Below are 23,072 nucleotides of genomic sequence, written 5' to 3'. Positions count from 1 at the left end.
CCGGATAAGCGTAGCGCTATCCGGCAGACATTCAAGCTGTTTGCAGCAAATACAGAGCGTTATCCGCAGAGAGCGTTGGGTTGTTGATACTGACGCTGGCCCGCGATAATGCTGCGCAGGCCATGGCAAAGCGCGCGCTTTCACGAAACTCACTGCCTTCCAGAAAGCTGTACAGTAATCCCGCCATAAAAGCGTCATCGGCACCAAAACTGTCTACCACCGTATGCTCAGGCGGCGTCAATAAAAACTGTTCGCCGTCCTTTTCGCTGCAAAAAACGGATTCATCTTCCAGGCAGACAAAAATGCGTTTTACCCCTTGCTGATGCAGGCTATTGACGGCCAGTACGCGATCCGCATCAGTATGAATAGGTTGGCCCCATAAAATCGCCAGCTCTTTCTGCGTGGGTTTTAGCGTATGAATACGCGTAAACCAGGTTTTCATTTTTTCCGCTTTGAACTCTGAAACGGTGTCAATGAATACCGGAATATCATCGGCAATAGTAAAGACCCACTCAATGGCTTCGGCGGTCAGATTGCAATCGGCCAGTACGACACCGGAATGGCGAATCAAATCTCGCGAACCGTTAAGCAACTGCGGCGTCAATTGTTGCAGGATATGGGTATCGTTAATGGCCAGTACGGTCTCTTCCTGTTGATTAGCGATCGACAGGTAGGTTGAGGTGTTGTGTCCATGCAGACGAATGCAGCTGGAAACGTTAACCCCAGCCTGACGCGTTTGTTCCAGCAATGTTTCGCCATAGAAGTCACTGCCAACAGCGGAAATTAAATGTACGTCGCGGCCCAACAGCGCCAGGTTGTGGGCGATGTTACGTCCTACACCGCCTGCTGAGCAATGAATGCTGCCAGGGTTAGAGGCTGCCTGCGGATAATGGATGTCTGCAACACCCCGGATATCCATGTTGATAGCACCGACAACCACGCAATAATCCTGTTCGGTAAGGATATAACCTTTACCTTTGATCATGCCTTTACGCATTAAATCCATAATATGCGCAGCGACGCGTGAACGGCTGATCTGCAAAATATCGGCGATTTCATTCTGCTGAATCAACGGATTGCGGCGCAAGATCTTAAGGATCTGCTTTTCCCTGTCGTTCATGATTAGGCCACCGCTTTTTCAGTTTGCTGGGCTTTCAGCCAGGCAATCTCTTCTGCCCAGATATCTGGATTAATGGTTTCCAACACCAGCGGAATGCCGTCAAAACGATTGTCCTGCATGATCCAACGGAAGGCATCGTGGCCAATATTGCCTTCACCTAAGCTGTGGTGACGGTCAACGCGGCTGCCAAACGTGCTCTTGGCGTCGTTCAGGTGCATACCGCGCAGATATTTGAAGCCGACAATTCGTTCAAATTCCGCAAACGTCTTTTCACATTCCTCAACGGAACGCAAATCGTAACCGGCCGCGAAGGCGTGGCAGGTATCAATACAGACGCCGACACGGGATTTATCTTCTACGCCGTCGATAATGGCGGCCAGGTGTTCAAACTTAAAGCCAAGGTTACTGCCCTGTCCGGCGGTATTTTCAATGACCGCCGTAACGCCCTGGGTCTGGGCGAGGGCGATGTTGATCGATTCCGCAATGCGCGCCAGACATTCATCTTCCGGAATCTGCATCAAATGGCTGCCCGGGTGAAAGTTAAGCAGGGATAAGCCAAGCTGTTCGCAGCGTTGCATTTCGTCAAGAAACGCGTCACGCGATTTTTCCAGCGCATCGCTGACCGGGTGACCGAGGTTAATCAGGTAGCTGTCGTGAGGCAGGATTTGCGCGGAAGTATAGTGATACTTCTCGCAGGCAGATTTGAAATCATCAATGATTTCGGTGGTCAGCGGCGCGGCACGCCACTGACGCTGATTCTTGGTGAACAGGGCGAATGCGGTCGCTTCGATTTCTGCGGCTCGAATAGCGGCGTTAGCCAGACCGCCAGCGGCGCTTACGTGCGCTCCGATGTATTTCATAAATTAAACCCGCCATACTCAAATGCAAAAGGAGGAAGTATAGCGGGTTAATGGAGGTGAGTCGTGCTCGTTTATGCCATCAGCGCGTGGATAGCGAGGTTAATCGCGCCACCGCCTACAATCAGCCAGACAAACAGCAGCAGGGCCATCAGTAACGGTTTAGCACCGGCTTTTTTCAGGGCGCTAACGTGAGTGGTCAGCCCCAGTGCGGCCATCGCCATTGCCAGCAAAATGGTATCCAGTGTTACCAGCATGCTCACTACCGACTGCGGCAGAAAGTGGAACGAGTTAAAAATCGCGACCACAATGAACAGGATGGCAAACCACGGAATGGTGATTTTGCTCTTCTCACCACCGGAGGCCGGAGACAGCTGTTTAACGCGAGCGGCCAACAGGATAAGGAACGGTGCCAGCATCATGACGCGCAGCATTTTGGCAATAACTGCGGCGTTTTCCGCATCCGGGTTAATGGCGTGCCCGGCAGCCACTACCTGTGCCACTTCATGCATGGTGGAACCAATGTAAATGCCGTAGGTTTCCGGGCTAAACCAGTGTGCCAGCAGCGGATACATTGCCGGATACAGGAAGATAGCGATGGTACCGAAGATCACTACGGTGGCGACAGCGACGGTTACCTTACTGGCTTCCGCTTTCACTACCGGCTCGGTTGCCAACACGGCGGCGGCACCACAAATGCTGCTCCCCGCGCCAATCAGCCAACTGGTGTGGCGGTCCAGACCAAACACTTTTTGCCCCAGGAAACAGGCAATCATAAAGGTACTGCTTAGCGTTAACACATCAATCACGATACCGCTGACGCCGACGTCAGCAATTTGCGCGAAGGTGAGGCGGAAGCCGTAGAGGATGATCCCCAGACGTAATAAATGTTGTTTAGCAAACAGCACACCGCCGTCACAGCTTTTCCAGATGTGCGGATAGACGGTGTTGCCGAGAACCATCCCCAGTAAGATTGCTAAGGTGAGGGCGCTGAACCCGGCACCTGCAACGGCGGGAATGGATCCACCCCATAAGGCGACCCCAGTGATAACTGCACTCAGGGCGAGCCCCGGAATAAAATGCCACGCTGTACGACGATGAGTCTGCAAGGTGAGTTCTGTCATATCCTTCTCCTTTATCTGGGTAAAAGAGTACGGCGAAGTGGTTTAAAAATAAAATTGATTATATATTTATAATTAATCTATATAAGTGGTATACCCGTCATACTTCAGGTTGCATGTGCGTTGGCTGCAACTCGAATTATTTAGGGTATAAGTAACGGTTATCCGGTGGAAAACGACTATGCATATCACCCTGCGACAACTTGAAGTGTTTGCTGAGGTATTAAAAAGCGGCTCAACGACCCAGGCGTCTGTCATGCTGGCATTGTCGCAGTCGGCGGTGAGTGCGGCACTTACCGATCTGGAAGGGCAACTCGGCGTGCAACTGTTTGACCGTGTTGGTAAACGACTGGTGGTCAACGAACACGGGCGCTTGCTCTACCCACGGGCGCTGGCGCTACTTGAGCAAACGACCGAAATCGAACAGCTTTTCCGCGAAGATAATGGCGCTATCCGGGTTTATGCCAGTAGCACCATTGGCAACTATATTCTCCCTGCCATGATCGCCCGCTATCGGCATGATTTCCCCGATTTGCCGCTGGAGCTTAGCGTGGGCAACAGCCAGGACGTGATCAATGCGGTGCTGGATTTCCGGGTAGACATCGGGCTGATTGAAGGGCCGTGTCACAGTACGGAAATTATCTCTGAACCGTGGCTGGAAGACGAGCTGGTGGTGTTCGCCGCACCGTCGTCACCGCTTACAAAGGGACCCGTTACGCTGGAACAACTGGCTGCTTCGCCGTGGATACTGCGTGAACGAGGATCGGGTACGCGTGAACTGGTGGATTACCTGCTGTTGTCTCATTTGCCGAGATTTCAGATGGCAATGGAGTTGGGTAACTCCGAGGCCATTAAGCATGCGGTGCGCCATGGCCTCGGGATCAGCTGTTTGTCACGGCGGGTCATTGCCGAGCAGTTACAGGCGGGAACGCTGAGCGAAGTTCCTGTGCCGCTTCCGCGTTTGGTCCGCACGCTGTGGCGTGTTCATCATCGACAAAAACATATCTCCAATGCCATTACGCGCTTTTTGCGCTACAGCGACCAGGTAGAGCAGGGGGAATAGGACGTTCACTGTCGTAATGACTCCTTTTTGCATAATGGCGGTTACGTTTTAACCGCCTTGCACCCTCTATTTTCTGCTTTACTTATAATCCGCGGCCAGTCATGAAGGTCTCTTATAACAGCGCATTTGTGCCGGAAGAATGCCGTTTCGTCTGCTACAATCGCGCCTCATTTTTTGGATGGATAGCATTTTCACATGGTTTCCGAAACTAAAACCACAGAAGCGCCCACGCTACGTCGTGAACTGAAGGCGCGTCACCTGACGATGATTGCCATTGGAGGCTCCATCGGTACAGGTCTTTTCGTTGCATCTGGTGCAACTATTTCTGCAGCGGGTCCTGGCGGCGCGTTGTTCTCTTATATTCTGATCGGTCTGATGGTGTATTTCCTGATGACCAGCCTCGGTGAACTGGCGGCCTATATGCCGGTTTCTGGCTCGTTTTCCACCTACGGTCAGAACTACGTAGAAGAAGGCTTTGGCTTCGCGCTGGGCTGGAACTACTGGTACAACTGGGCGGTAACGATTGCCGTTGACCTGGTGGCCGCACAGCTGGTGATGAGCTGGTGGTTCCCGGACACGCCGGGTTGGATCTGGAGTGCGCTGTTCCTCGGCGTGATCTTCCTGCTGAACTACATTTCTGTTCGCGGATTTGGTGAAGCGGAATATTGGTTCTCACTAATCAAAGTTACCACCGTCATTATCTTCATCGTAGTTGGCGTAATGATGATTTTCGGTATCTTCAAAGGCGCTCAGCCGGTGGGCTGGAGCAACTGGACGACCGGTGATGCACCGTTTGCCGGTGGTTTTGCTGCGATGATTGGCGTGGCGATGATCGTCGGCTTCTCCTTCCAGGGGACGGAACTGATCGGTATCGCGGCAGGTGAATCTGAAGATCCTGAAAAGAACATTCCACGTGCGGTACGTCAGGTATTCTGGCGAATCCTGCTGTTCTATGTGTTCGCGATTTTGATTATCAGCCTGATTATTCCGTACACCGATCCGAGCCTGCTGCGCAACGATGTGAAAGACATCAGCGTTAGCCCGTTCACGTTGGTATTCCAGCATGCGGGTCTGCTGTCTGCGGCAGCGGTGATGAACGCAGTTATCCTGACGGCGGTGCTGTCTGCAGGTAACTCCGGGATGTACGCTTCCACGCGTATGCTTTACACCCTGGCATGTGACGGTAAAGCGCCACGTATTTTCGGTAAACTTTCTCGTGGCGGCGTACCGCGTAACGCGCTGTATGCGACCACCGTGGTGGCGGGGCTGTGCTTCCTGACCTCGATGTTTGGCAACCAGACCGTATACCTGTGGCTGCTGAATACTTCCGGGATGACGGGCTTTATCGCCTGGCTGGGGATCGCCATTAGCCACTATCGCTTCCGTCGCGGTTATGTACTGCAGGGCCACGATGTGAAGGATCTGCCGTACCGTTCTGGCTTCTTCCCGCTGGGTCCGATCTTCGCCTTTGTGCTGTGCCTGATTATCACTCTCGGCCAGAACTACGAAGCGTTCCTGAAAGACAGCATTGACTGGGGCGGCGTGATGGCTACCTATATTGGTATCCCGCTGTTCCTGATTATCTGGTTTGGCTATAAGCTGACCAAAGGAACCCATTTTGTCCGCTACAGCGAAATGAAATTCCCGGGTCGCGTGAAGAAATAACAGTATAAAAAGCATAACAAAAACCCCGGCATGATGAGTGCCGGGGTTTTTTATTGCGTCAAACTTAGAAGCTGTAAGTCATGCCAACCGTGTAACGACGACCATCGAGAACGGTGTCGTAGGTATCGTAATCGATTTGCTTATCCAGCACGTTATACACGCCAGCGGTCATCAACAAATCCTTGGTGGCATAGTAACGTAAACCCACATCGACCTGCGTATAGGACGGCGTACCCTGCGCCATGGAAGTACGGCTCAGGTATTCAGACGTTTTTCCACGCAGATTCAGGCGGCTCCAGAAACCGAGATCCTGCGTGGCCTGCCAGTCCAGCGTCGTGTTAAACATATGCTTCGGCATTTTGTTCAATGGCTGGCCGGAGAACTGACCGCTTTTCTGTTCAGATTCCGTGTAAGTGTAGTTCGCCGTCCAGTTGACGTCAGAGGTTATTTTCCAGCCGAAGGTGGATTCTACGCCACGCATATTGGCTTTATCGACGTTAACGCGATCGCTGACGAAGTCATAATGGGTATTGCCGATGGTGCAGGCCGGATCGGAACTGCTGTTACAACGGCGTACTTCAGTGATTTTGTTCTTGAAGTCGGTATTGAACAGGGTGACGCCTGCGTTGAGGTTATCGCCGTTATCCCACAGTAAGCCGATTTCTTCGCTGAGGCTTTTCTCCGGCTTCAGGTCCGGGTTGCCGACAATGATTCCGTTCAGACGACCGCCGCCGGTGACCTGTCCCCAGTTTGCTGATGACTGGCGCAGATCCGGGGCGCGATAGCCCGCCGAAACGCCGCCTTTTAAGGTCCATTGATCGCTCAGATGCCATACGCCATAGCCGCGTGGCGTCCAGTTGTCACCGTAGTTTTCATCCTTATCCATACGCAGACCGCCGGTCAGCGTAAAGGTATCGGTAACGGCCCATTCATCTTCAGCAAACAACGCCCAGCTCCAGCGGGTCAGTTTGTTCAGCCCATCAGCCGCTTGCAGCTGGTTGCCGTTATCGCGCAGTTTTTCATAACGGTATTGCCCACCTAGCGTCAGGGTATGCGCTCCAAGGAATACCTGGTTCTGGTTATTGAAAATCGTGTTGTAGGACTTCATCTGGCGACCCGGGTTTTCGCTCTCTTCCTGCTGGACATAGCTGGTGGAGTTGAAGTCATCGTAATAACCGCTATGGGTTAAAGAATACGTCGTGTGCACATACTTGCTTTCGCTTTTGCTGTTCGGCTTACAGCTTCCGTTACGACAGTTTTCCTCAGCCATAGATTTGCCTGGGGTACTGTCGCGATCCTGCAATTCACGTGCGTAATCGAAATCGATATCGTTTTTATCGTCTGGCGTAAAGTTCAGGGTTAAGCCCCCGTTACGCATACGCTGTTCATTGTAGCCATTGAGGATTTTATCTTCCGCCCGATGGGAGAATAACCCGGTCACCTTCGCGCCAAGTAATCCGTCAATCAGTGGCCCAGACGCATAGGCGTTGGTCTGGTAAATATCGCCGGAGTCTCTGTCTTCCTGGAAAGTGGCATCGCCGTGCAGAGAACCGGTCCAGGCTTTGGTATTCGACACTTTCTTGGTGATGACGTTAATGACACCGCCCATCGCGTCGGAGCCGTACAGGGATGACATCGGGCCACGGATGACTTCGATACGCTCGATGGATTCAAGCGGCGGCAGCCAACCTTGTTCAATACCTGAGTTGTCGCTATTAGGACGTGTGCCGCGGGTGCTGATGCGTTTACCGTTGACCAGGAAGAGCGTGTATTGCGAAGCCATACCGCGAATACTGATATCGCTGCTGCTCCCCCCGCCGGTGACGACGACGCCAGGGACATCTTTTAGCGCATCGGTGACATCGCGATAGGCTTTGTCCTCAATCTGCTGCTTGGTAATAACAGATATCGAAGCCGGGGCATCCTGAATTTTCTGCTCAAAGCCGGTAGCGGTAACGACCACGGTATCTTGTTCAGCGGCATGGCCGAGTGATGGGAGACTGGCGACGCATACTGCGGCAGCTACAGCCTTAACGTGAGGTATAGTCATTTGTATCATTCCATTTAAATGAATCAAACTGCGCGTCATGTGAAAGGCCATGACAATTGTATGTATTTGTCTTTTAAGGACTCTTTTCAGTAAAGAAGCGGGAGGATTGTACAAAAGTATGAATATTTGTAAACACAAATGATAATAGAAATCATTTGTGTTTGATGTGATGTGGGGTGAAATGCTTTTTTAATCAATAAGATAGTGAAGAAAGAAAAAAGGAGAAAAAGTGAAGGAATGATGGAGGGATGAAGAAGATGGACACCTTTTTGACGCTGAAAGAACCCAACCGAAAGACAGCGGCGATGGCGCCACTGTCCTGTTATGGCTGGCTTATAGTCGATGGAATTTGGCGAGTAAGGCCAGTGACAAGGTGGTTAACAGGATTGCGATCACGGCATAGAGATAGACTCCAGACCACTCCCAGTTGTTCTTCACTAATATCACCGGTACGCCTGCTAACGCCGCGCCGACATAGCTAAACAATCCGCGGAAGCCAGTTATCGATCCCGCCGCATCTTTGTGAGTGACGTCCAGACAACCTACGGCAAAAAGCATATGCGGCCCGTACAGGGCGAAACCCATAATGGTGAAGAGAATGGCCGTAATGGTATATGAGGTATCCTGAACCAGTGGGATTAAGGTAATACATACGCACAGCATTAATGCGAATATTAAGCCTGTCATCCAGCGGTTACTTTTAAACATAAAGTCAGATAAGTAACCCGCCAGTAACCCTCCGGCAAGTCCACCGGCTTCAAACCACGAGATAATAGAGTTGGCTTTAATCAGGCTCCAGCCATGTACCTGAGAATAGTAAATTTGCGGCCAGTCATTGAGGATGGTGCGGGCAATATAAACGGACATATCGCCAATGATAATAATCCACACTAATGGGTTAATCAGGATATATTTGACGAAAATCTGCCAAAAGGAGAGATTTACCGGACTGGCTTTCACTTGGGCAAGCTCTGTTGGATCCTTACGCCATTCGCCAACGTTAGGCAAACCTAAGGTCCCGGGACGGTCTTTAATCGTAAAGAGCGCTACGATCCCCATCAGCAAGGAGATTGCGCCCGGTACATAAAAACCCATTTTCCAGCTACCGCTCCAGACAATCGCGAAACTTGTCAGCAGTGGGGCGAGACTACCGCCAATATTATGCGCCGCTTCAACGACCGCCCACCAACGTCCGCGTTCATTCTTGGAAAACCAGGATGCCATGATCTTTGCCATTGGTGGAAAACTGGTGCCCTGGAGGATAGCATTGAGGCTGTACAACACATAAAACGCGGCAACGCTGTCGGAAAAACCAAACAGAATATTAACGATCCCCACGCCAATGAGCACCGGGCCGGTCATGGCTTTCGGATTGATTTTATCAACCAGCATGCCGCCAACAAACTTCATTGAGCCATACAGGATGTAAAACAGTGAAGACATGATGGCAAAATCTTCTGCGGTCAGAGTGGTATCTGACAGCATGGCCGGCATGGCGGCTGAGAAGTTTTTACGTGTTAAATAAAAGACCGCGTAAGAGATAAAAACCGAGGTAATAATCTCTATCCTGAATTTTTTGTAAGTATGGTCAATCTCTTTTTTTTCTTTTACAACCGGCTTATCAGCCTGGCTGAATATAAATGATTTCAAGCTCATATGATCTTCCCTTCAGACAGTGCTTGTGGGGTTATAATCCATTTTCGATAAAGAACAAAAGCGACTCGAATCCGTGAAAATTAATCTGATTGTTAATTAAATTTCTGACCGCGGGTTTTGCTCGCCAGGCAATACCAGTGCCAGCATACGTGAGCATGGGAATATCGTTGGCGCCATCACCGCAGGCGATAATATTATGCTGAGGCATCTGCAGAGAGTCGGCAAGCATGGCCAATGTTTTTTGCTTATTTTCTGCATTCATGATTGGCGCGGAAATATTATCTGTCAGCATGCCATTCCTGACTTCAACGGTATTTGAAAATATATAGTCCAGCTGATATTTCTGTTGTAAGCGGTGGGTGAAAATATCCAGTCCGCCGGAAATGATCGCTGTTTTAAATCCTTTCTGCTTGAGGAATGGCAAAATGGTGGTGATGCCGGGAGAGGCCGTCATCCGATCGCATACGGCATTAATGACATGGATGTGTGTCCCTTTTAACATTCCGATGCGCCGGGTGAAACTGTTATTGAAATCCAGTTTTCCTTCCATCGCTTGCTGCGTCAGTTCTGTTATCCGATCGGTGATGCCTAGCGCGCGGGCGATCTCATCCACACCTTCTTCCTCGATAAACGTCGAGTCCATGTCAAAGGCGATGATCCCGTTCGTCGGGATGATTTGCGGTTTTAGGAAAAAATCAAATTGCTGAGTGAACGATGTAGCCCTTAGTTTCTTGTATATGTCATCGGTGAATATTTCATCGGGTATTGATAATTTTAAATACGGTTTATTGAATGCGGCTATAGATAATTGTTCCAGTGCGCACGGATATTGTTTGGTCTCGGTATTTAGAAATGTATTGTGCAGCCATGCCTGAAGTTTTTCAGGATCTTTTGCACTAATAAAATAAATAATTGCCATTATGTCACTCCTGTAAATTAAGGTTATTGTAATAGTAGAGGGTGACGATTGAATCCTGCTTTATCACAGATGTGAATGTTAAAAAAAAGATAAAATAGTATTGTTTTTTATACCAATAAATAAACAAAGTCTGAAAGGTATCATTTTTGATATACACGTCACGGTCTGTTGCTACTGGCGGTATATTCTATTTTGACTAACAGGGATGGGTCTAAAATGGAAAGTTGTATTGATATTTTTAAAGTCGTCATTGGGCCTTCCAGTTCAAGAACAGTAGGGCCAATGCGTGCCGCGTTTAACTTCATTTCACAATTAAAGCTACAGGAGATCTTACCGCTAACGCGAGAAATCGAGGTTGAGCTATACGGCGCGCTCTCATTAAGCCGCAAGTGTCATAACGTTGATATCGCTCTTTATCTGGGGCTGTTGGGCAATCAGCCGGATGATGTTGATTTACGCCAGCAGATGGATCTCATTAAACGTGCTGAACAGGACGGCACCCTGACGCTTTCTCCTTCAGTTACCGTGACGGTCGCGATTAAGCCGAATCAACAACCGCATTCTGGCCATCCCTATGCGATGACGTTTCGCGCCAGGGATGATTATTTTACGTTGTATGAAGAAACATGGTTTTCAACCGGCGCCGGACAGGTTCGCAAACCCGGCGAGCCGGCGCCCGAGAGAGCCGCGCAAAAAAACGCATTTCCTTTTGCGTTTCAAAATGCCGCGCAGCTGCAGGAACTGTGTCAGCGTAATGGACTATCCGTTGCGGCATTAATGATGAAAAATGAATTACAGGTGCATTCCCAGGCGGCGTTGCATGACTATTTCGCGTACGTTTGGGCGATAATGCAGCAGGCCGTCCATCGTGGTCTGCATACTGAAGGCCTACTGCCAGGCTCGTATCAGGTGCCGCGCAGGGCCTGCTCGCTCTATAAATTACTGGCAATGAAACCCTCTGCTAACGACTTTCTCACCAACCTCAACTGGGTGAATGCGTTTGCGATTGCCGTCAGCGAGGAAAACGCCGCTGGAGGGCGAGTGGTGACCGCGCCGACCAATGGTGCGAGCGGTATCATCCCTGCGGTCCTCAGTTGGTACGATAAGTTTGTCTGTAAGTTGGATAGCGCATCGGTTATCCGCTTTTTCCTCACCGCTGGCGCCATCGCGCTACTGTTCAAACAAAACGCGTCTATTTTAGGTTCTGAGGTTGGGTGTCAGGGAGAGATCGGCGTGGCCAGTTCGATGGCCGCAGCCGGATTAGCGGAACTGATGGGGGCGTCAGTTGCTCAGGTGCTGAATGCCGCAGAAATCACCATGGAGCACCATCTCGGACTGACCTGCGATCCGGTTGGCGGGCAGGTACAAATTCCCTGCGTCGAACGAAACGCGATTTCGTCCGTAAAAGCGATTAACGCCGCAACGATGGCGATGAGCCGTGTCAGCGAGCCATGCGTTTCGCTCGATGAGGTGATTGCCGCCATGTATGAAACGGGTAAAGACATGAGCGCGAAGTACCGTGAGACGTATCACGGCTGCCTTGGGAAAATTCAGCCCAAAAATCGGGGAGGGCGGCATGAAATATAACACCATGAATAATGATGAAATCATCTTGTCATTATGCGCTCGCATCAGAGAAACGCGGATTTCTCTGGCGCTAACGCAGCAGCAACTTGCTGACCGCGCACAGGTCGGCATTGCGACCATTAAACGCATTGAGAAAGGCGGCGGCCTCAATCTGGACACGCTTATCTCCCTGTTGCGTGCACTGAATAAGTTGCATCACCTGGATGCAATCTTATTCGAGTCTGAAGTGCGTAATTTTAACGAAGGTTATGAAGGCGGTGAGAGCGTGGGGCGATTACAGGTACGCCAACAGGCGGCCGATCTAAATCGTAAAGCGTCCGCGCCGCAGTCAGAAGAGATGAGCTACAGCGCGGCAATAGAAAATACGCTTTACTGGTGATCACTTCAGCAAATACTGGGCATGAAAGCGCAGGTGATCCTCAATAAACGACGCAATAAAGTAATAGCTGTGGTCGTAACCTGGCTGGATACGCAGTGTCATTGGCCATGCGGTTTGACGGGCTGTTTCCGCCAGCACTGCGGGCTGCAACTGATCGGCAAGAAACTGATCGCTGTCTCCTTGATCAATTAGCGTCGGAATCGCGTCTGCGGGCTTGCTGGCCAGCATTAATTCGCAGCTGTCCCACTCAGCCCATTGTGTTTTATCTTCACCCAGATAAGCGCTAAAAGCCTTTTCGCCCCACGGAACGCGACAAGGGTTTACGATCGGCGCAAAGGCTGAAACGCTGGTGTATCTCCCGGGATTTTTCAGCGCCATAATCAATGCGCCGTGACCCCCCATAGAGTGCCCGCTGATCGCGCAGCGATCGCTGACGTTAAACTGAGACTGAATCAGTGCCGGAAGCTCATCACGCAGATAGTCATACATACAAAAATGCGTTGCCCATGGCTGCTGAGTGGCATTGAGGTAAAATCCCGCGCCCTGGCCTAAATCGTAACCATCATCGTTGGCAACCTGCTCGCCGCGCGGGCTGGTGTCTGGCATCACCAGAACAATACCGAGCTCAGCCGCGATGCGCTGTGCGCCGGCTTTGGTGGTGAAGTTTTCATCATTGCAGGTCAGGCCCGACAGCCAGTACAGCACCGGAGGCGGGGCGTTATCGCGGGGTGGTGGAAGAAAAATACTGAAGGTCATGGCGCAATTTAACGTGGTGGAGTCGTGACGCCAGCGTTGCTGCCAGCCTTCAAAACAGCGGTGCTCTTCAAGCATTTCCATGCGTGGCTCCTTGTTGTGTTGAACCTGTATGTGTTTGCGAACTCACCATAATACAGATTATTCATTGCACTGTGAGTAACTTTCACTTCCGCATTGAGCAAACATACTTCATCATCTATATAACTTTACATTAACACTCAACGTCGCCGGGCTGAACAGAAAGTGAAGTTGCTACAGCTGAAAGGCTGTGCCAATTTCAATAATTATCGCGGTGAATACTGGATTATGTGCGCCGCCTCACGCACAATGTTCTGGCTGTGATACAGCCTAAAAACTTTGCCCCATGCAGGGCAGAGGCGCCCCACCTGCAGGAGAAGAAGAAATGTCATCACTCAGTAAAGAAGCGGCACTGGTTCATGAAGCGCTGGTTGCGCGTGGTCTCGAAACCCCGCTGCGCCCGCCCGTGCAAGAGATGGATAACGAAACACGCAAACGTCTTATCTCTGGCCATATGACCGAGATTATGCAATTGCTCAATCTCGATTTGAGCGATGACAGTCTGATGGAAACTCCTCATCGCATTGCGAAAATGTATGTCGATGAGATTTTCTCCGGCCTCGATTACGCCAACTTCCCGAAAATCACCGTCATTGAAAATAAAATGAAGGTGGACGAGATGGTCACGGTCCGCGATATTACGCTGACCAGCACCTGCGAACACCACTTTGTCACTATCGATGGCAAAGCGACGGTGGCGTATATTCCGAAAGATTCGGTCATTGGTCTGTCGAAGATTAACCGCATTGTGCAGTTCTTCGCCCAGCGTCCACAGGTACAGGAACGCCTGACCCAGCAAATTCTCACCGCGCTGCAAACGCTGCTCGGGACGAATAATGTGGCGGTGTCGATTGATGCGGTGCATTACTGTGTGAAAGCGCGCGGCATTCGTGATGCGACCAGTGCGACCACCACCACTTCTCTTGGTGGATTGTTTAAGTCCAGCCAGAACACGCGTCAGGAATTCCTGCGCGCAGTACGTCATCACAACTGATTAGGGCAGGAACCATGGAGCGTAATGTCACGCTGGATTTTATTCGTGGCGTCGCCATTCTTGGTATCCTGCTTCTCAATATTAGCGCCTTTGGCTTGCCAAAGGCGGCATATCTCAATCCTGCGTGGTATGGCGACATCACCTTATCCGATGCCTGGACCTGGGCGCTGCTCGATCTCTTTGCGCAGGTAAAATTCCTCACGCTGTTTGCGCTGCTGTTCGGTGCCGGTCTGCAAATGCTGCTCCCACGCGGTAAACGCTGGATCCAGTCACGGCTTACGCTGCTGGTGTTATTGGGTTTTATTCACGGTTTACTCTTCTGGGATGGCGATATCCTGCTGGCATATGGCTTGATCGGCCTGATTTGCTGGCGGCTGATCCGGGATGCGCCGTCGGTAAAAAGCTTATTTAACACTGGTGTGCTGCTGTATCTGGTGGGCGTTGGCGTACTGCTGCTGTTGGGTGTGATCTCCGGGAGCGAAACCAGCCGCGCCTGGACGCCGGATGCTTCAGCGTTGCTGTATGAAAAATACTGGAAAGTGAACGGCGGAATGGAAGCAATCAGCAATCGCGTGGATATGATGTCCAATAGCTTGCTGGCGTTGGGTGCTCAGTACGGCTGGCAACTGGCGGGGATGATGCTGCTCGGCGCGGCATTAATGCGCAGCGGTTGGCTAAAAGGGCAGTACAGTTTGCAGCACTATCGACGTACCGGCGTGCTGCTGGTCATTATTGGGATGGCGATAAACCTGCCTGCTATCATCGCTCAGTGGAATCTGGACTGGGCCTACCGCTGGTGTGCTTTCCTGTTACAAGCCCCGCGAGAGCTGGGAGCGCCGATGCAGACCATTGGTTACACCGCGCTGATGTACGGTTTCTGGCCGCAGCTTAGCCGTTTAAAATGGGTCATTGCCGTCGCCTGTGTGGGGCGCATGGCATTAACCAACTATCTGTTACAAACCTTAATCTGTACCACGCTGTTCTATCAATTCGGCTTATTTATGAAATTCGACCGGCTGGAGCTGCTGTATTTCGTCATCCCGGTCTGGGTCATTAACTTACTTTTCTCCGTGATATGGCTACGTTATTACCGCCAGGGCCCGGTGGAATGGCTGTGGCGTCAATTAACCCTGCGTGCTGCAGGGACATCATTACCGCGAACATCCAGATAACGATCTGGATCACATTCATTAACAAAATGGATGTAAGCGCTTTCATTCCTGTGACATCACTCACGCAGTCCGTTTCATTGTGCTGACAAAATACCCAGCCTGGGGTGTCTGCGGGCAGCCGCAATCTAAAACAGGGCAGTGAATATGGTAACCATTCGTGATGTGGCACGGCAGTCTGGCGTTTCTGTAGCGACCGTTTCCCGCGTACTGAACAACAGTGCGCTAGTGAGTCCCGATACGCGTGAAGCGGTAATGAAAGCAGTCACTCAGCTTGGCTATCGACCTAATGCCAACGCACAAGCGCTGGCGACGCAGGTAAGCGACACGATTGGTGTTGTCGTCATGGATGTATCAGATGCGTTTTTTGGCGCGCTGGTAAAAGCCGTGGATATGGTTGCCCAGCAGCATCAGAAGTATGTCCTGATTGGCAACAGCTACCATGAGGCGGAAAAAGAACGTCATGCCATTGAAGTGTTGATTCGCCAACGCTGTAACGCATTGATTGTACACTCTAAAGCACTGAGCGATCGGGAACTGGCCGAGTTTATGGATCAAATCCCCGGCATGGTGCTGATCAATCGCCTGGTACCGGGTTACGCCCACCGTTGCGTCTGCCTGGATAACATCAGCGGCGCTAAAATGGCGACCCGTATGTTGCTGAATAATGGTCATCAACGCATCGGTTATCTGGCATCAAGCCATCGCATTGAAGATGACACCATGCGCAAAGAAGGGTGGTTAACTGCTCTGAAAGAGCAGGGGATTGTTGCGGCAGAAAGTTGGGTCGGCACCGGTTCGCCCGATATGCAGGGCGGCGAGTCTGCGATGGTGGAACTGCTGGGGCGCAATTTACAACTGACGGCAGTCTTCGCTTATAACGACAATATGGCCGCTGGCGCGCTGACAGCGCTAAAAGATAACGGTATCGCTATTCCATTACACCTTTCAATCATTGGCTTCGATGATATTCCCATCGCGCGTTACACCGATCCGCAGCTAACCACCGTGCGCTATCCAATTGCCTCTATGGCAAAAATGGCGACGGAGCTTGCACTACAGGGGGCGGCTGGCACGCTGGATCCGCAGGCGACGCATTGCTTTATGCCGACGCTGGTACGTCGCCATTCAGTGGCGCTGCGGCAGAATGCGGCACCGATCACTAACTTATAACGCAGCGCGATGTAACCGCTTTCAATATGTGAGTAAATTCACAGTATATTAACAATGCGATAGCTATGATGACACTGTTTGTTGCGCTGTAACTACTATGTAACGGTGAATAATCACTTTCATCGAGGTATAGCTGCCTTAAACGATAATTAAAGCCTGTTTTGGGAGCGTTGCCAGACACGGAAGAAATATTTTTAAAAGTGAGCTTCGGCGTTCAGTAACACTTCAGTAACGTTCTGCCTGCCGAGCATTTATCTCAAGTACTACCCTGCATAATAAAACCGGAGATACCATGAATAAGAAGGTGTTGACCCTGTCTGCTGTAATGGCAAGCATGTTATTCGGCGCGGCTGCGCACGCTGCTGATACCCGTATTGGTGTGACTATCTATAAGTATGACGATAACTTTATGTCAGTGGTACGTAAGGCTATTGAAAAAGATGCCAAAGCGGCGCCAGATGTACAACTGCTGATGAACGACTCGCAGAACGACCAGTCCAAACAAAACGATCAGATCGACGTGCTGCTGGCAAAAGGCGTTAAAGCACTGGCGATTAACCTGGTTGACCCGGCAGCTGCAGGCACGGTCATTGAAAAAGCACGCGGACAGAACGTACCGATCGTGTTCTTCAACAAAGAACCTTCTCGTAAGGCGCTGGACAGCTATGACAAAGCGTATTACGTCGGTACTGACTCTAAAGAGTCCGGTATTATTCAGGGTGATTTGATTGCCAAACACTGGGCAGCTAACCCGAACTGGGACCTGAACAAAGACGGCAAAATTCAGTTTGTTCTGCTGAAAGGCGAACCGGGACACCCGGATGCTGAAGCACGTACCACTTACGTGATTAAAGAGCTGAACGACAAAGGCATTAAAACTGAGCAACTGCAGTTAGATACTGCAATGTGGGATACCGCTCAGGCGAAAGATAAGATGGATGCGTGGATGTCCGGTCCGAACGCGAACAAAATCGAAGTCGTTATCGCCAACAACGATGCGATGGCAATGGGCGCAGTTGAAGCGCTGAAGGCACACAATAAAACCAGCGTACCGGTATTTGGCGTGGATGCCCTGCCTGAAGCACTGGCGCTGGTGAAATCTGGCGCTATGGCCGGTACCGTGCTGAACGATGCTAATAACCAGGCGAAAGCCACCTTTGATCTGGCGAAAAACCTGGCTGATGGCAAAGGTGCGGCAGATGGTACTAACTGGAAAATTGAGAACAAGATTGTTCGCGTTCCGTACGTAGGTGTCGATAAAGATAATCTGGCCGAGTTCACCAATAAGTAAATACTCCGTCTGTGGGCGCAATTTCATTGCGCCCTTAATAACGCACTCTGCAAGGCCAACAAGGTATAATTATGGTCAGCACACATACTCAGTCGTCAGGCGAATACTTGTTGGAAATGACCGGCATCAACAAGTCCTTCCCCGGCGTTAAGGCGCTTGATAATGTCAATTTAAAAGTCCGCCCGCATTCTATTCACGCCTTAATGGGGGAGAATGGCGCGGGGAAATCAACATTATTGAAATGTCTTTTCGGCATCTATCAAAAAGATTCCGGCAGTATTTTATTTCAGGGTAAAGAAATCGACTTTCATTCTGCTAAGGAAGCGCTTGAGAATGGTATTTCGATGGTACACCAGGAATTAAACCTGGTATTACAACGCTCTGTGATGGACAACATGTGGCTGGGACGCTATCCCACCAAAGGCATGTTTGTCGATCAGGAAAAAATGTACCGCGATACCAAAGCGATATTTGATGAACTGGATATTGATATCGATCCGCGTGCGCGCGTCGGCACATTATCCGTTTCACAAATGCAGATGATTGAAATTGCGAAGGCGTTCTCCTATGACGCCAAAATCGTCATCATGGATGAACCAACTTCATCGTTAACCGAGAAAGAAGTTAATCATCTGTTCACCATCATCCGTAAGCTGAAAGAGCGTGGATGCGGTATTGTTTATATTTCTCACAAAATGGAAGAAATCTTCCAGCTGTGTGATGAAATTACCGTTCTACGCGACGGCCAGTGGATTGCGACCCAGCCGCTGGAAGGGCTGGATATGGATAAGATCATCGCCATGATGGTAGGGCGTTCACTGAACCAACGTTTTCCGGATAAAGAAAACAAACCTGGTGAAGTCATTCTGCAAGTGCGTAACCTGACCTCGCTGCGTCAGCCGTCGATTCGTGATATCTCGTTTGATTTACACAAAGGGGAAATTCTCGGGATTGCCGGTCTGGTGGGTGCAAAACGCACGGATATTGTTGAAACGCTTTTTGGTATTCGTGAGAAATCATCGGGTACGATTACGCTACACGGCAAAAAGATTAATAACCACAGTGCAAATGAAGCCATCAACCATGGTTTTGCGCTGGTCACGGAAGAGCGCCGCTCAACCGGTATTTATGCGTATCTGGACATTGGTTTTAACTCGTTAATTTCTAATATCCAAAATTACAAAAACAAAGTCGGTCTGTTGGATAATTCCCGCATGAAGAGTGACACCCAGTGGGTAATTGACTCCATGAGGGTGAAAACACCGGGCCATCGTACGCAAATCGGTTCACTTTCTGGCGGTAATCAGCAAAAGGTGGTTATTGGCCGTTGGTTATTAACGCAGCCAGAAATTCTGATGCTGGATGAACCGACGCGTGGAATCGATGTTGGCGCGAAATTTGAAATTTACCAGTTAATTGCCGAACTCGCGAAAAAGGATAAGGGGATTATTATTATTTCCTCTGAAATGCCGGAGCTGCTGGGTATTACCGATCGTATTCTGGTGATGAGCAATGGTCTCGTTGCCGGAATTGTTGACACTAAAACAACAACGCAAAACGAAATCCTCCGTCTTGCGTCTTTGCACCTTTAAGATTAGGGGCTCCTCATGAGTGCGTTAAATAAGAAAAGTTTTCTTACTTACCTGAAAGAAGGCGGAATTTACGTTGTTCTTTTGGTTTTGCTGGCGATTATTATTTTCCAGGATCCCACTTTCTTAAGCTTACTGAACCTGAGTAATATTCTCACACAATCCTCGGTGCGTATTATTATCGCATTGGGTGTGGCTGGACTGATTGTTACCCAAGGGACCGACCTGTCGGCGGGGCGTCAGGTTGGCCTGGCGGCAGTGGTGGCAGCGACTTTGTTGCAGTCGATGGAGAATGCCAACAAGGTGTTCCCGGAAATGGCGACGATGCCGATCATTGTAGTGGTGCTGATTGTCTGCGTAATTGGTGCCATTATCGGTCTGGTGAACGGTATTATCATTGCTTACCTGAACGTGACGCCGTTTATCACCACCCTGGGTACGATGATTATCGTTTACGGGATCAACTCCCTGTACTACGACTTCGTCGGCGCATCGCCAATCTCTGGCTTTGACAGCGGATTTTCAACCTTTGCACAGGGCTTTATTGCACTGGGCAGTTTCCGACTCTCCTACATCACCTTCTACGCGCTGATTGCCGTGGCCTTTGTGTGGGTGCTGTGGAACAAGACCCGCTTCGGTAAAAACATTTTCGCCATCGGCGGAAACCCGGAAGCTGCGAAAGTGTCTGGGGTAAACGTTGCGCTGAACCTGTTGATTATCTATGCGTTGTCTGGCGTGTTCTATGCCTTCGGTGGTTTGCTGGAAGCCGGGCGTATCGGCTCGGCGACCAACAACCTCGGCTTTATGTATGAGCTGGATGCGATTGCGGCGTGCGTGGTTGGTGGCGTGTCGTTCAGCGGCGGGGTAGGTACCGTGTTTGGCGTGGTGACCGGTGTGATTATCTTCACCGTCATCAACTACGGTCTGACCTACATCGGCGTAAACCCTTACTGGCAGTATATTATCAAGGGCGGCATTATCATCTTCGCGGTCGCGCTGGACTCACTGAAGTACGCGCGTAAGAAGTAATCGTACAATGTAAAAAGCCCGGTGCAGCGCAACCTGCACCGGGCTTTTTTATCTGCGTTACAACGTTAACGCATGTTCTTTCTCTCCGGGTTTAAATTTCACCTCGCCCAGATCAATACAGGCTACCGGGCAAACGTGACCGCACAATAAACATCCCACACATTTTTCCGTATTGCAGTGCGGTGTACGGGTTTCCTCATTCCATTCCATCGCCTGATGCCCGCCGTCATAGCAGGAGATGTAGCAGCGACCACAGCCGACGCATTTATCAAGATGGATGTTCGGATAGACAATGTAGCTACGGTCAAGCTCCTCGGCGGGGATGATATTGGCATTGGCCAGACCCACCATCTCCTCCAGTGAGTCAAACCCTTGATCGGCGAGGTAATGTGACAGCCCGCTGATCATGTCCTCCACAATCCGATATCCATACTGCATGATCCCGGTGGTCACCTGCAGCGTGGCCGCGCCTAACAGTAAAAACTCGGCGGCATCTTCCCAGGTCTCAATTCCTCCAATGCCGCTAATCGGAAAATCCCGCAGTTCAGGGTGCATGCGTAGTTGTTGGATAAATCTCAAAGCAATAGGTTTAACGGCCTTGCCGGAGTAGCCGGAAATACTGGATTTACCGTTGACGACCGGCATCCCGATTTTCCTGTTCAGGTCGATATTAGTGATGGATTTAACCGTATTGATGGTCGCGATGCCGTCGGCTCCTCCGCGTTTTGCCGCCAGCGCCACCTCACACATATCACCAATATTTGGTGTCATTTTAGCCAGCATTGGCAGGGGCGAACCGCGTTTAACCGCCCGACAGTATTTTTCAACCAACTCAGGGCTTTGTCCTACATCGCTGCCCATAGCATGCGAGGTCATTTGCGGGCAGGAGAAGTTACACTCGATCATATCTGCACCCGCTTCTTCAACCAGGCGGGCCAGTTCCTGCCATTGCTGCTCATTTTCCCCCATGATCGACGCAATCAGGACCTTATCCGGGTAGTCTTGTTTCAGTCGCCGAATAGCAGCCAGATTCTCCTCCAGCGGATGCTCGGCAATTTGCTCCATGTTTTTGAAGCCAATAAAGCCGGTATCTTCTTTGCTGAGATGGTCAAAGCGCGGGGAGACTTCATTCGCAATAAAGAACCCGATCGTTTTAAAAACAATGCCGCCCCAACCGCTATCATAGGCTTTGGCGCACATTTCATAGCAGTTGCCCACCGGAGAGGAAGAGAGGCAGAACGGGTTGGGAAATTTGACGCCGCAAAAGGTAATAGAAAGATCTTTCGTTAACATGAGCAAGCTCCCTCTAAATAGTGATGAATGGCCTGAGCGGCTTCTTTTCCGGTTTTCACGGCGTAAACGACCGTTTTATCGCCTTCAACAATATCGCCCGCAGCAAACAGAGCCGGATCGGCGGTTTGGTAGTTTTGCGTATTGATAAGATTGCGCTGCGGCTTTAACGTGGCGAAATTATCAAGCTGAGCGTGTTGACCGACGGCAAGAATAATGTGCTCGGCTTCTAGCGTGAGTTCGCCTGGCAGGCGTACGTGCTTAAAGGTAACTTGATTTCCGCTTACCGCCACGGGCGTGAAACCGTCAATAATCGACACGCCTAATGCCTGGGTGCTGCTGAATTCTTTATCGCTGGCCGGAAAATCAGCCAGTTCTTCACGCGCGACACAAGTGACTGACGGGCAGCCCAGCAGTTTCAACGTACTGGCGACATCCATCGCCACATCGCCACCGCCGATGATCAATACACTTTTGGCGACGGTAATATCGCCGCTGGCTTGTCGGGCGCGTTGCAGAAAATCGACGGCAATTTCAACGTGATTCGCTTGCTCAAAAAGAGGCAATGTTGAGCCGTAAGACATACCTGGGGTAACCAGTACGGCGCGATATTCTGCTTTGAGTTGCTCAACGGAAAGGGCATTGCCGACTTCACAATTGCACTTGATGGTCACGCCCATTTCAACGATACGGGCAATTTCATGATCCAAAACCGAATGCGGCAAACGAAACTCTGGGATGCCATAGCGCAACCAGCCGCCTGGCTGAGCCTGTTTTTCGAAGATGGTTACGTCATAACCAAGATTGCTCAGCGTTACGCTGGCCTGTAATCCTGCCGGACCTGCACCGATAATGGCGACCTTGCCCAGCGTTTTTGTTGCCGGTCGATAGATTTTCATCGCGGTCTGCTGTTCAAAATCGGTAATAAAGCGCTGCAGACGCGCAATATCGATAGGTTTATCAATTCCTGAACGCGTACACCCGCGCTGGCATAATTTTTCGGTTGGGCAAACTCGAGCGCACACCGCACCGAGCGCATTATTTTCGCGGATAGTTTCGGCTGCGCCTTTAAAATTACGGAAATAAATGGAGCGAATAAATTTCCCCGGGTCGGTTTGCGCCGGGCAATCCTGACTACAGGGGGCATCGTGACATAATAAACAGCGGGAAGCCTCTTTTATTGCTAATAATGGGGTAAAAGCAGGCGTGAGCTCATCCAGATAATTTTGTTGTGGCATATTTTCTTCCTTAATGCTTGAGTAAATTAAGGCAAACCGTTAATAACA

19 protein-coding genes are annotated in these 23,072 nt (G+C 50.5%); 10 read left to right on the top strand and 9 right to left on the bottom strand.

Features of this window, described 5'->3' with window-relative positions; translation table 11 throughout:
• Window positions 1-31: 31 nt before the first annotated feature.
• The 3 genes from E6P06_RS19030 to E6P06_RS19020 all read right to left on the bottom strand — a co-directional run bounded on the left by E6P06_RS19030 (window position 32) and on the right by E6P06_RS19020 (window position 3,101).
• Complete coding sequence (locus E6P06_RS19030; protein ID WP_003027430.1) at window positions 32-1,120, bottom strand: sugar kinase; 1,089 nt, start codon at window positions 1,118-1,120, stop codon at window positions 32-34.
• Window positions 1,121-1,122: 2 nt separating this feature from the next.
• Window positions 1,123-1,980, bottom strand: a complete 858-nt coding sequence (nfo, locus tag E6P06_RS19025; RefSeq protein ID WP_003027428.1) for a deoxyribonuclease IV — start codon at window positions 1,978-1,980, stop codon at window positions 1,123-1,125.
• A gap of 71 nt (window positions 1,981-2,051) precedes the next feature.
• Window positions 2,052-3,101, bottom strand: a complete 1,050-nt coding sequence (locus E6P06_RS19020) for a YeiH family protein (RefSeq protein WP_139935576.1) — start codon at window positions 3,099-3,101, stop codon at window positions 2,052-2,054.
• Between the two features lie 178 nt (window positions 3,102-3,279).
• Here E6P06_RS19020 and yieE point away from each other — a divergent pair, with 178 nt between their 5' ends.
• Together yieE and lysP are read left to right on the top strand one after the other, a co-directional pair.
• Entirely contained in the window at window positions 3,280-4,161 is an 882-nt protein-coding gene (yieE, locus tag E6P06_RS19015; RefSeq protein ID WP_003027421.1) for a DNA-binding transcriptional regulator YeiE, read from the top strand.
• 195 nt (window positions 4,162-4,356) lie between these two features.
• On the top strand, window positions 4,357-5,826 hold the full coding sequence (lysP, locus tag E6P06_RS19010; RefSeq protein WP_003027419.1) for a lysine-specific permease: 1,470 nt from the start codon (window positions 4,357-4,359) through the stop codon (window positions 5,824-5,826).
• 64 nt (window positions 5,827-5,890) lie between these two features.
• On the opposite strand, the gene E6P06_RS19005 is transcribed toward lysP, so the two are convergent.
• The 3 genes from E6P06_RS19005 to serB all read right to left on the bottom strand — a co-directional run bounded on the left by E6P06_RS19005 (window position 5,891) and on the right by serB (window position 10,451).
• Window positions 5,891-7,876 carry a ligand-gated channel protein gene (locus E6P06_RS19005; RefSeq protein ID WP_003027416.1) on the bottom strand — a complete coding sequence of 662 codons (1,986 nt, stop codon included), beginning with the start codon at window positions 7,874-7,876 and terminating at the stop codon, window positions 5,891-5,893.
• A gap of 333 nt (window positions 7,877-8,209) precedes the next feature.
• Window positions 8,210-9,532: an MFS transporter gene (locus tag E6P06_RS19000; RefSeq protein ID WP_003840104.1), complete on the bottom strand. Its 1,323-nt coding sequence runs from the start codon at window positions 9,530-9,532 to the stop codon at window positions 8,210-8,212.
• A gap of 31 nt (window positions 9,533-9,563) precedes the next feature.
• Window positions 9,564-10,451: a phosphoserine phosphatase SerB gene (gene serB, locus E6P06_RS18995; protein ID WP_139935575.1), complete on the bottom strand. Its 888-nt coding sequence runs from the start codon at window positions 10,449-10,451 to the stop codon at window positions 9,564-9,566.
• A 216-nt stretch (window positions 10,452-10,667) separates the two neighbouring features.
• On the opposite strand from serB, the gene E6P06_RS18990 reads away from it, so the two are divergent.
• A complete protein-coding gene (locus E6P06_RS18990; RefSeq protein ID WP_071681415.1) occupies window positions 10,668-12,038 on the top strand; it encodes an L-serine ammonia-lyase in 1,371 nt (456 codons plus the stop codon).
• Window positions 12,028-12,417, top strand: a complete 390-nt coding sequence (locus E6P06_RS18985) for a helix-turn-helix domain-containing protein (RefSeq protein WP_003840109.1) — start codon at window positions 12,028-12,030, stop codon at window positions 12,415-12,417. Before E6P06_RS18990 ends, E6P06_RS18985 begins: the two co-directional genes overlap by 11 nt.
• On the opposite strand, the gene fghA is transcribed toward E6P06_RS18985, so the two are convergent.
• Window positions 12,418-13,254, bottom strand: coding sequence for an S-formylglutathione hydrolase (gene fghA, locus E6P06_RS18980; protein ID WP_139935574.1), 837 nt, complete (start codon window positions 13,252-13,254; stop codon window positions 12,418-12,420).
• A 322-nt stretch (window positions 13,255-13,576) separates the two neighbouring features.
• Here fghA and folE point away from each other — a divergent pair, with 322 nt between their 5' ends.
• The 6 genes from folE to mglC all read left to right on the top strand — a co-directional run bounded on the left by folE (window position 13,577) and on the right by mglC (window position 20,496).
• A complete protein-coding gene (folE, locus tag E6P06_RS18975; RefSeq protein ID WP_003027410.1) occupies window positions 13,577-14,245 on the top strand; it encodes a GTP cyclohydrolase I FolE in 669 nt (222 codons plus the stop codon).
• Between the two features lie 14 nt (window positions 14,246-14,259).
• Window positions 14,260-15,417 carry a DUF418 domain-containing protein YeiB gene (gene yeiB / locus E6P06_RS18970; RefSeq protein WP_032936667.1) on the top strand — a complete coding sequence of 386 codons (1,158 nt, stop codon included), beginning with the start codon at window positions 14,260-14,262 and terminating at the stop codon, window positions 15,415-15,417.
• A 144-nt stretch (window positions 15,418-15,561) separates the two neighbouring features.
• Entirely contained in the window at window positions 15,562-16,587 is a 1,026-nt protein-coding gene (galS, locus tag E6P06_RS18965; RefSeq protein ID WP_003027402.1) for an HTH-type transcriptional regulator GalS, read from the top strand.
• A 292-nt stretch (window positions 16,588-16,879) separates the two neighbouring features.
• On the top strand, window positions 16,880-17,878 hold the full coding sequence (gene mglB, locus E6P06_RS18960) for a galactose/glucose ABC transporter substrate-binding protein MglB (RefSeq protein ID WP_003027399.1): 999 nt from the start codon (window positions 16,880-16,882) through the stop codon (window positions 17,876-17,878).
• Window positions 17,879-17,949: 71 nt separating this feature from the next.
• A complete protein-coding gene (gene mglA / locus E6P06_RS18955; protein ID WP_003027396.1) occupies window positions 17,950-19,470 on the top strand; it encodes a galactose/methyl galactoside ABC transporter ATP-binding protein MglA in 1,521 nt (506 codons plus the stop codon).
• Window positions 19,471-19,485: 15 nt separating this feature from the next.
• Entirely contained in the window at window positions 19,486-20,496 is a 1,011-nt protein-coding gene (mglC, locus tag E6P06_RS18950) for a galactose/methyl galactoside ABC transporter permease MglC (RefSeq protein ID WP_003027393.1), read from the top strand.
• A 57-nt stretch (window positions 20,497-20,553) separates the two neighbouring features.
• On the opposite strand, the gene preA is transcribed toward mglC, so the two are convergent.
• Both preA and E6P06_RS18940 read right to left on the bottom strand, forming a co-directional pair.
• Window positions 20,554-21,789, bottom strand: a complete 1,236-nt coding sequence (gene preA / locus E6P06_RS18945) for an NAD-dependent dihydropyrimidine dehydrogenase subunit PreA (RefSeq protein WP_057063021.1) — start codon at window positions 21,787-21,789, stop codon at window positions 20,554-20,556.
• Entirely contained in the window at window positions 21,783-23,024 is a 1,242-nt protein-coding gene (locus E6P06_RS18940) for an NAD(P)-dependent oxidoreductase (protein ID WP_139935573.1), read from the bottom strand. The genes preA and E6P06_RS18940 overlap by 7 nt, the downstream gene beginning before the upstream one ends.
• Between the last annotated feature and the right edge of the window lie 48 nt (window positions 23,025-23,072).

Origin of the sequence: Citrobacter sp. CF971, from assembly GCF_006385635.1 — a bacterium.
GTDB classification, from domain to species: Bacteria; Pseudomonadota; Gammaproteobacteria; order Enterobacterales; family Enterobacteriaceae; genus Citrobacter; species Citrobacter freundii.
Note: the sequence above shows the minus strand (reverse complement) of the source record. Positions and strands in the feature narration are given on the sequence as shown.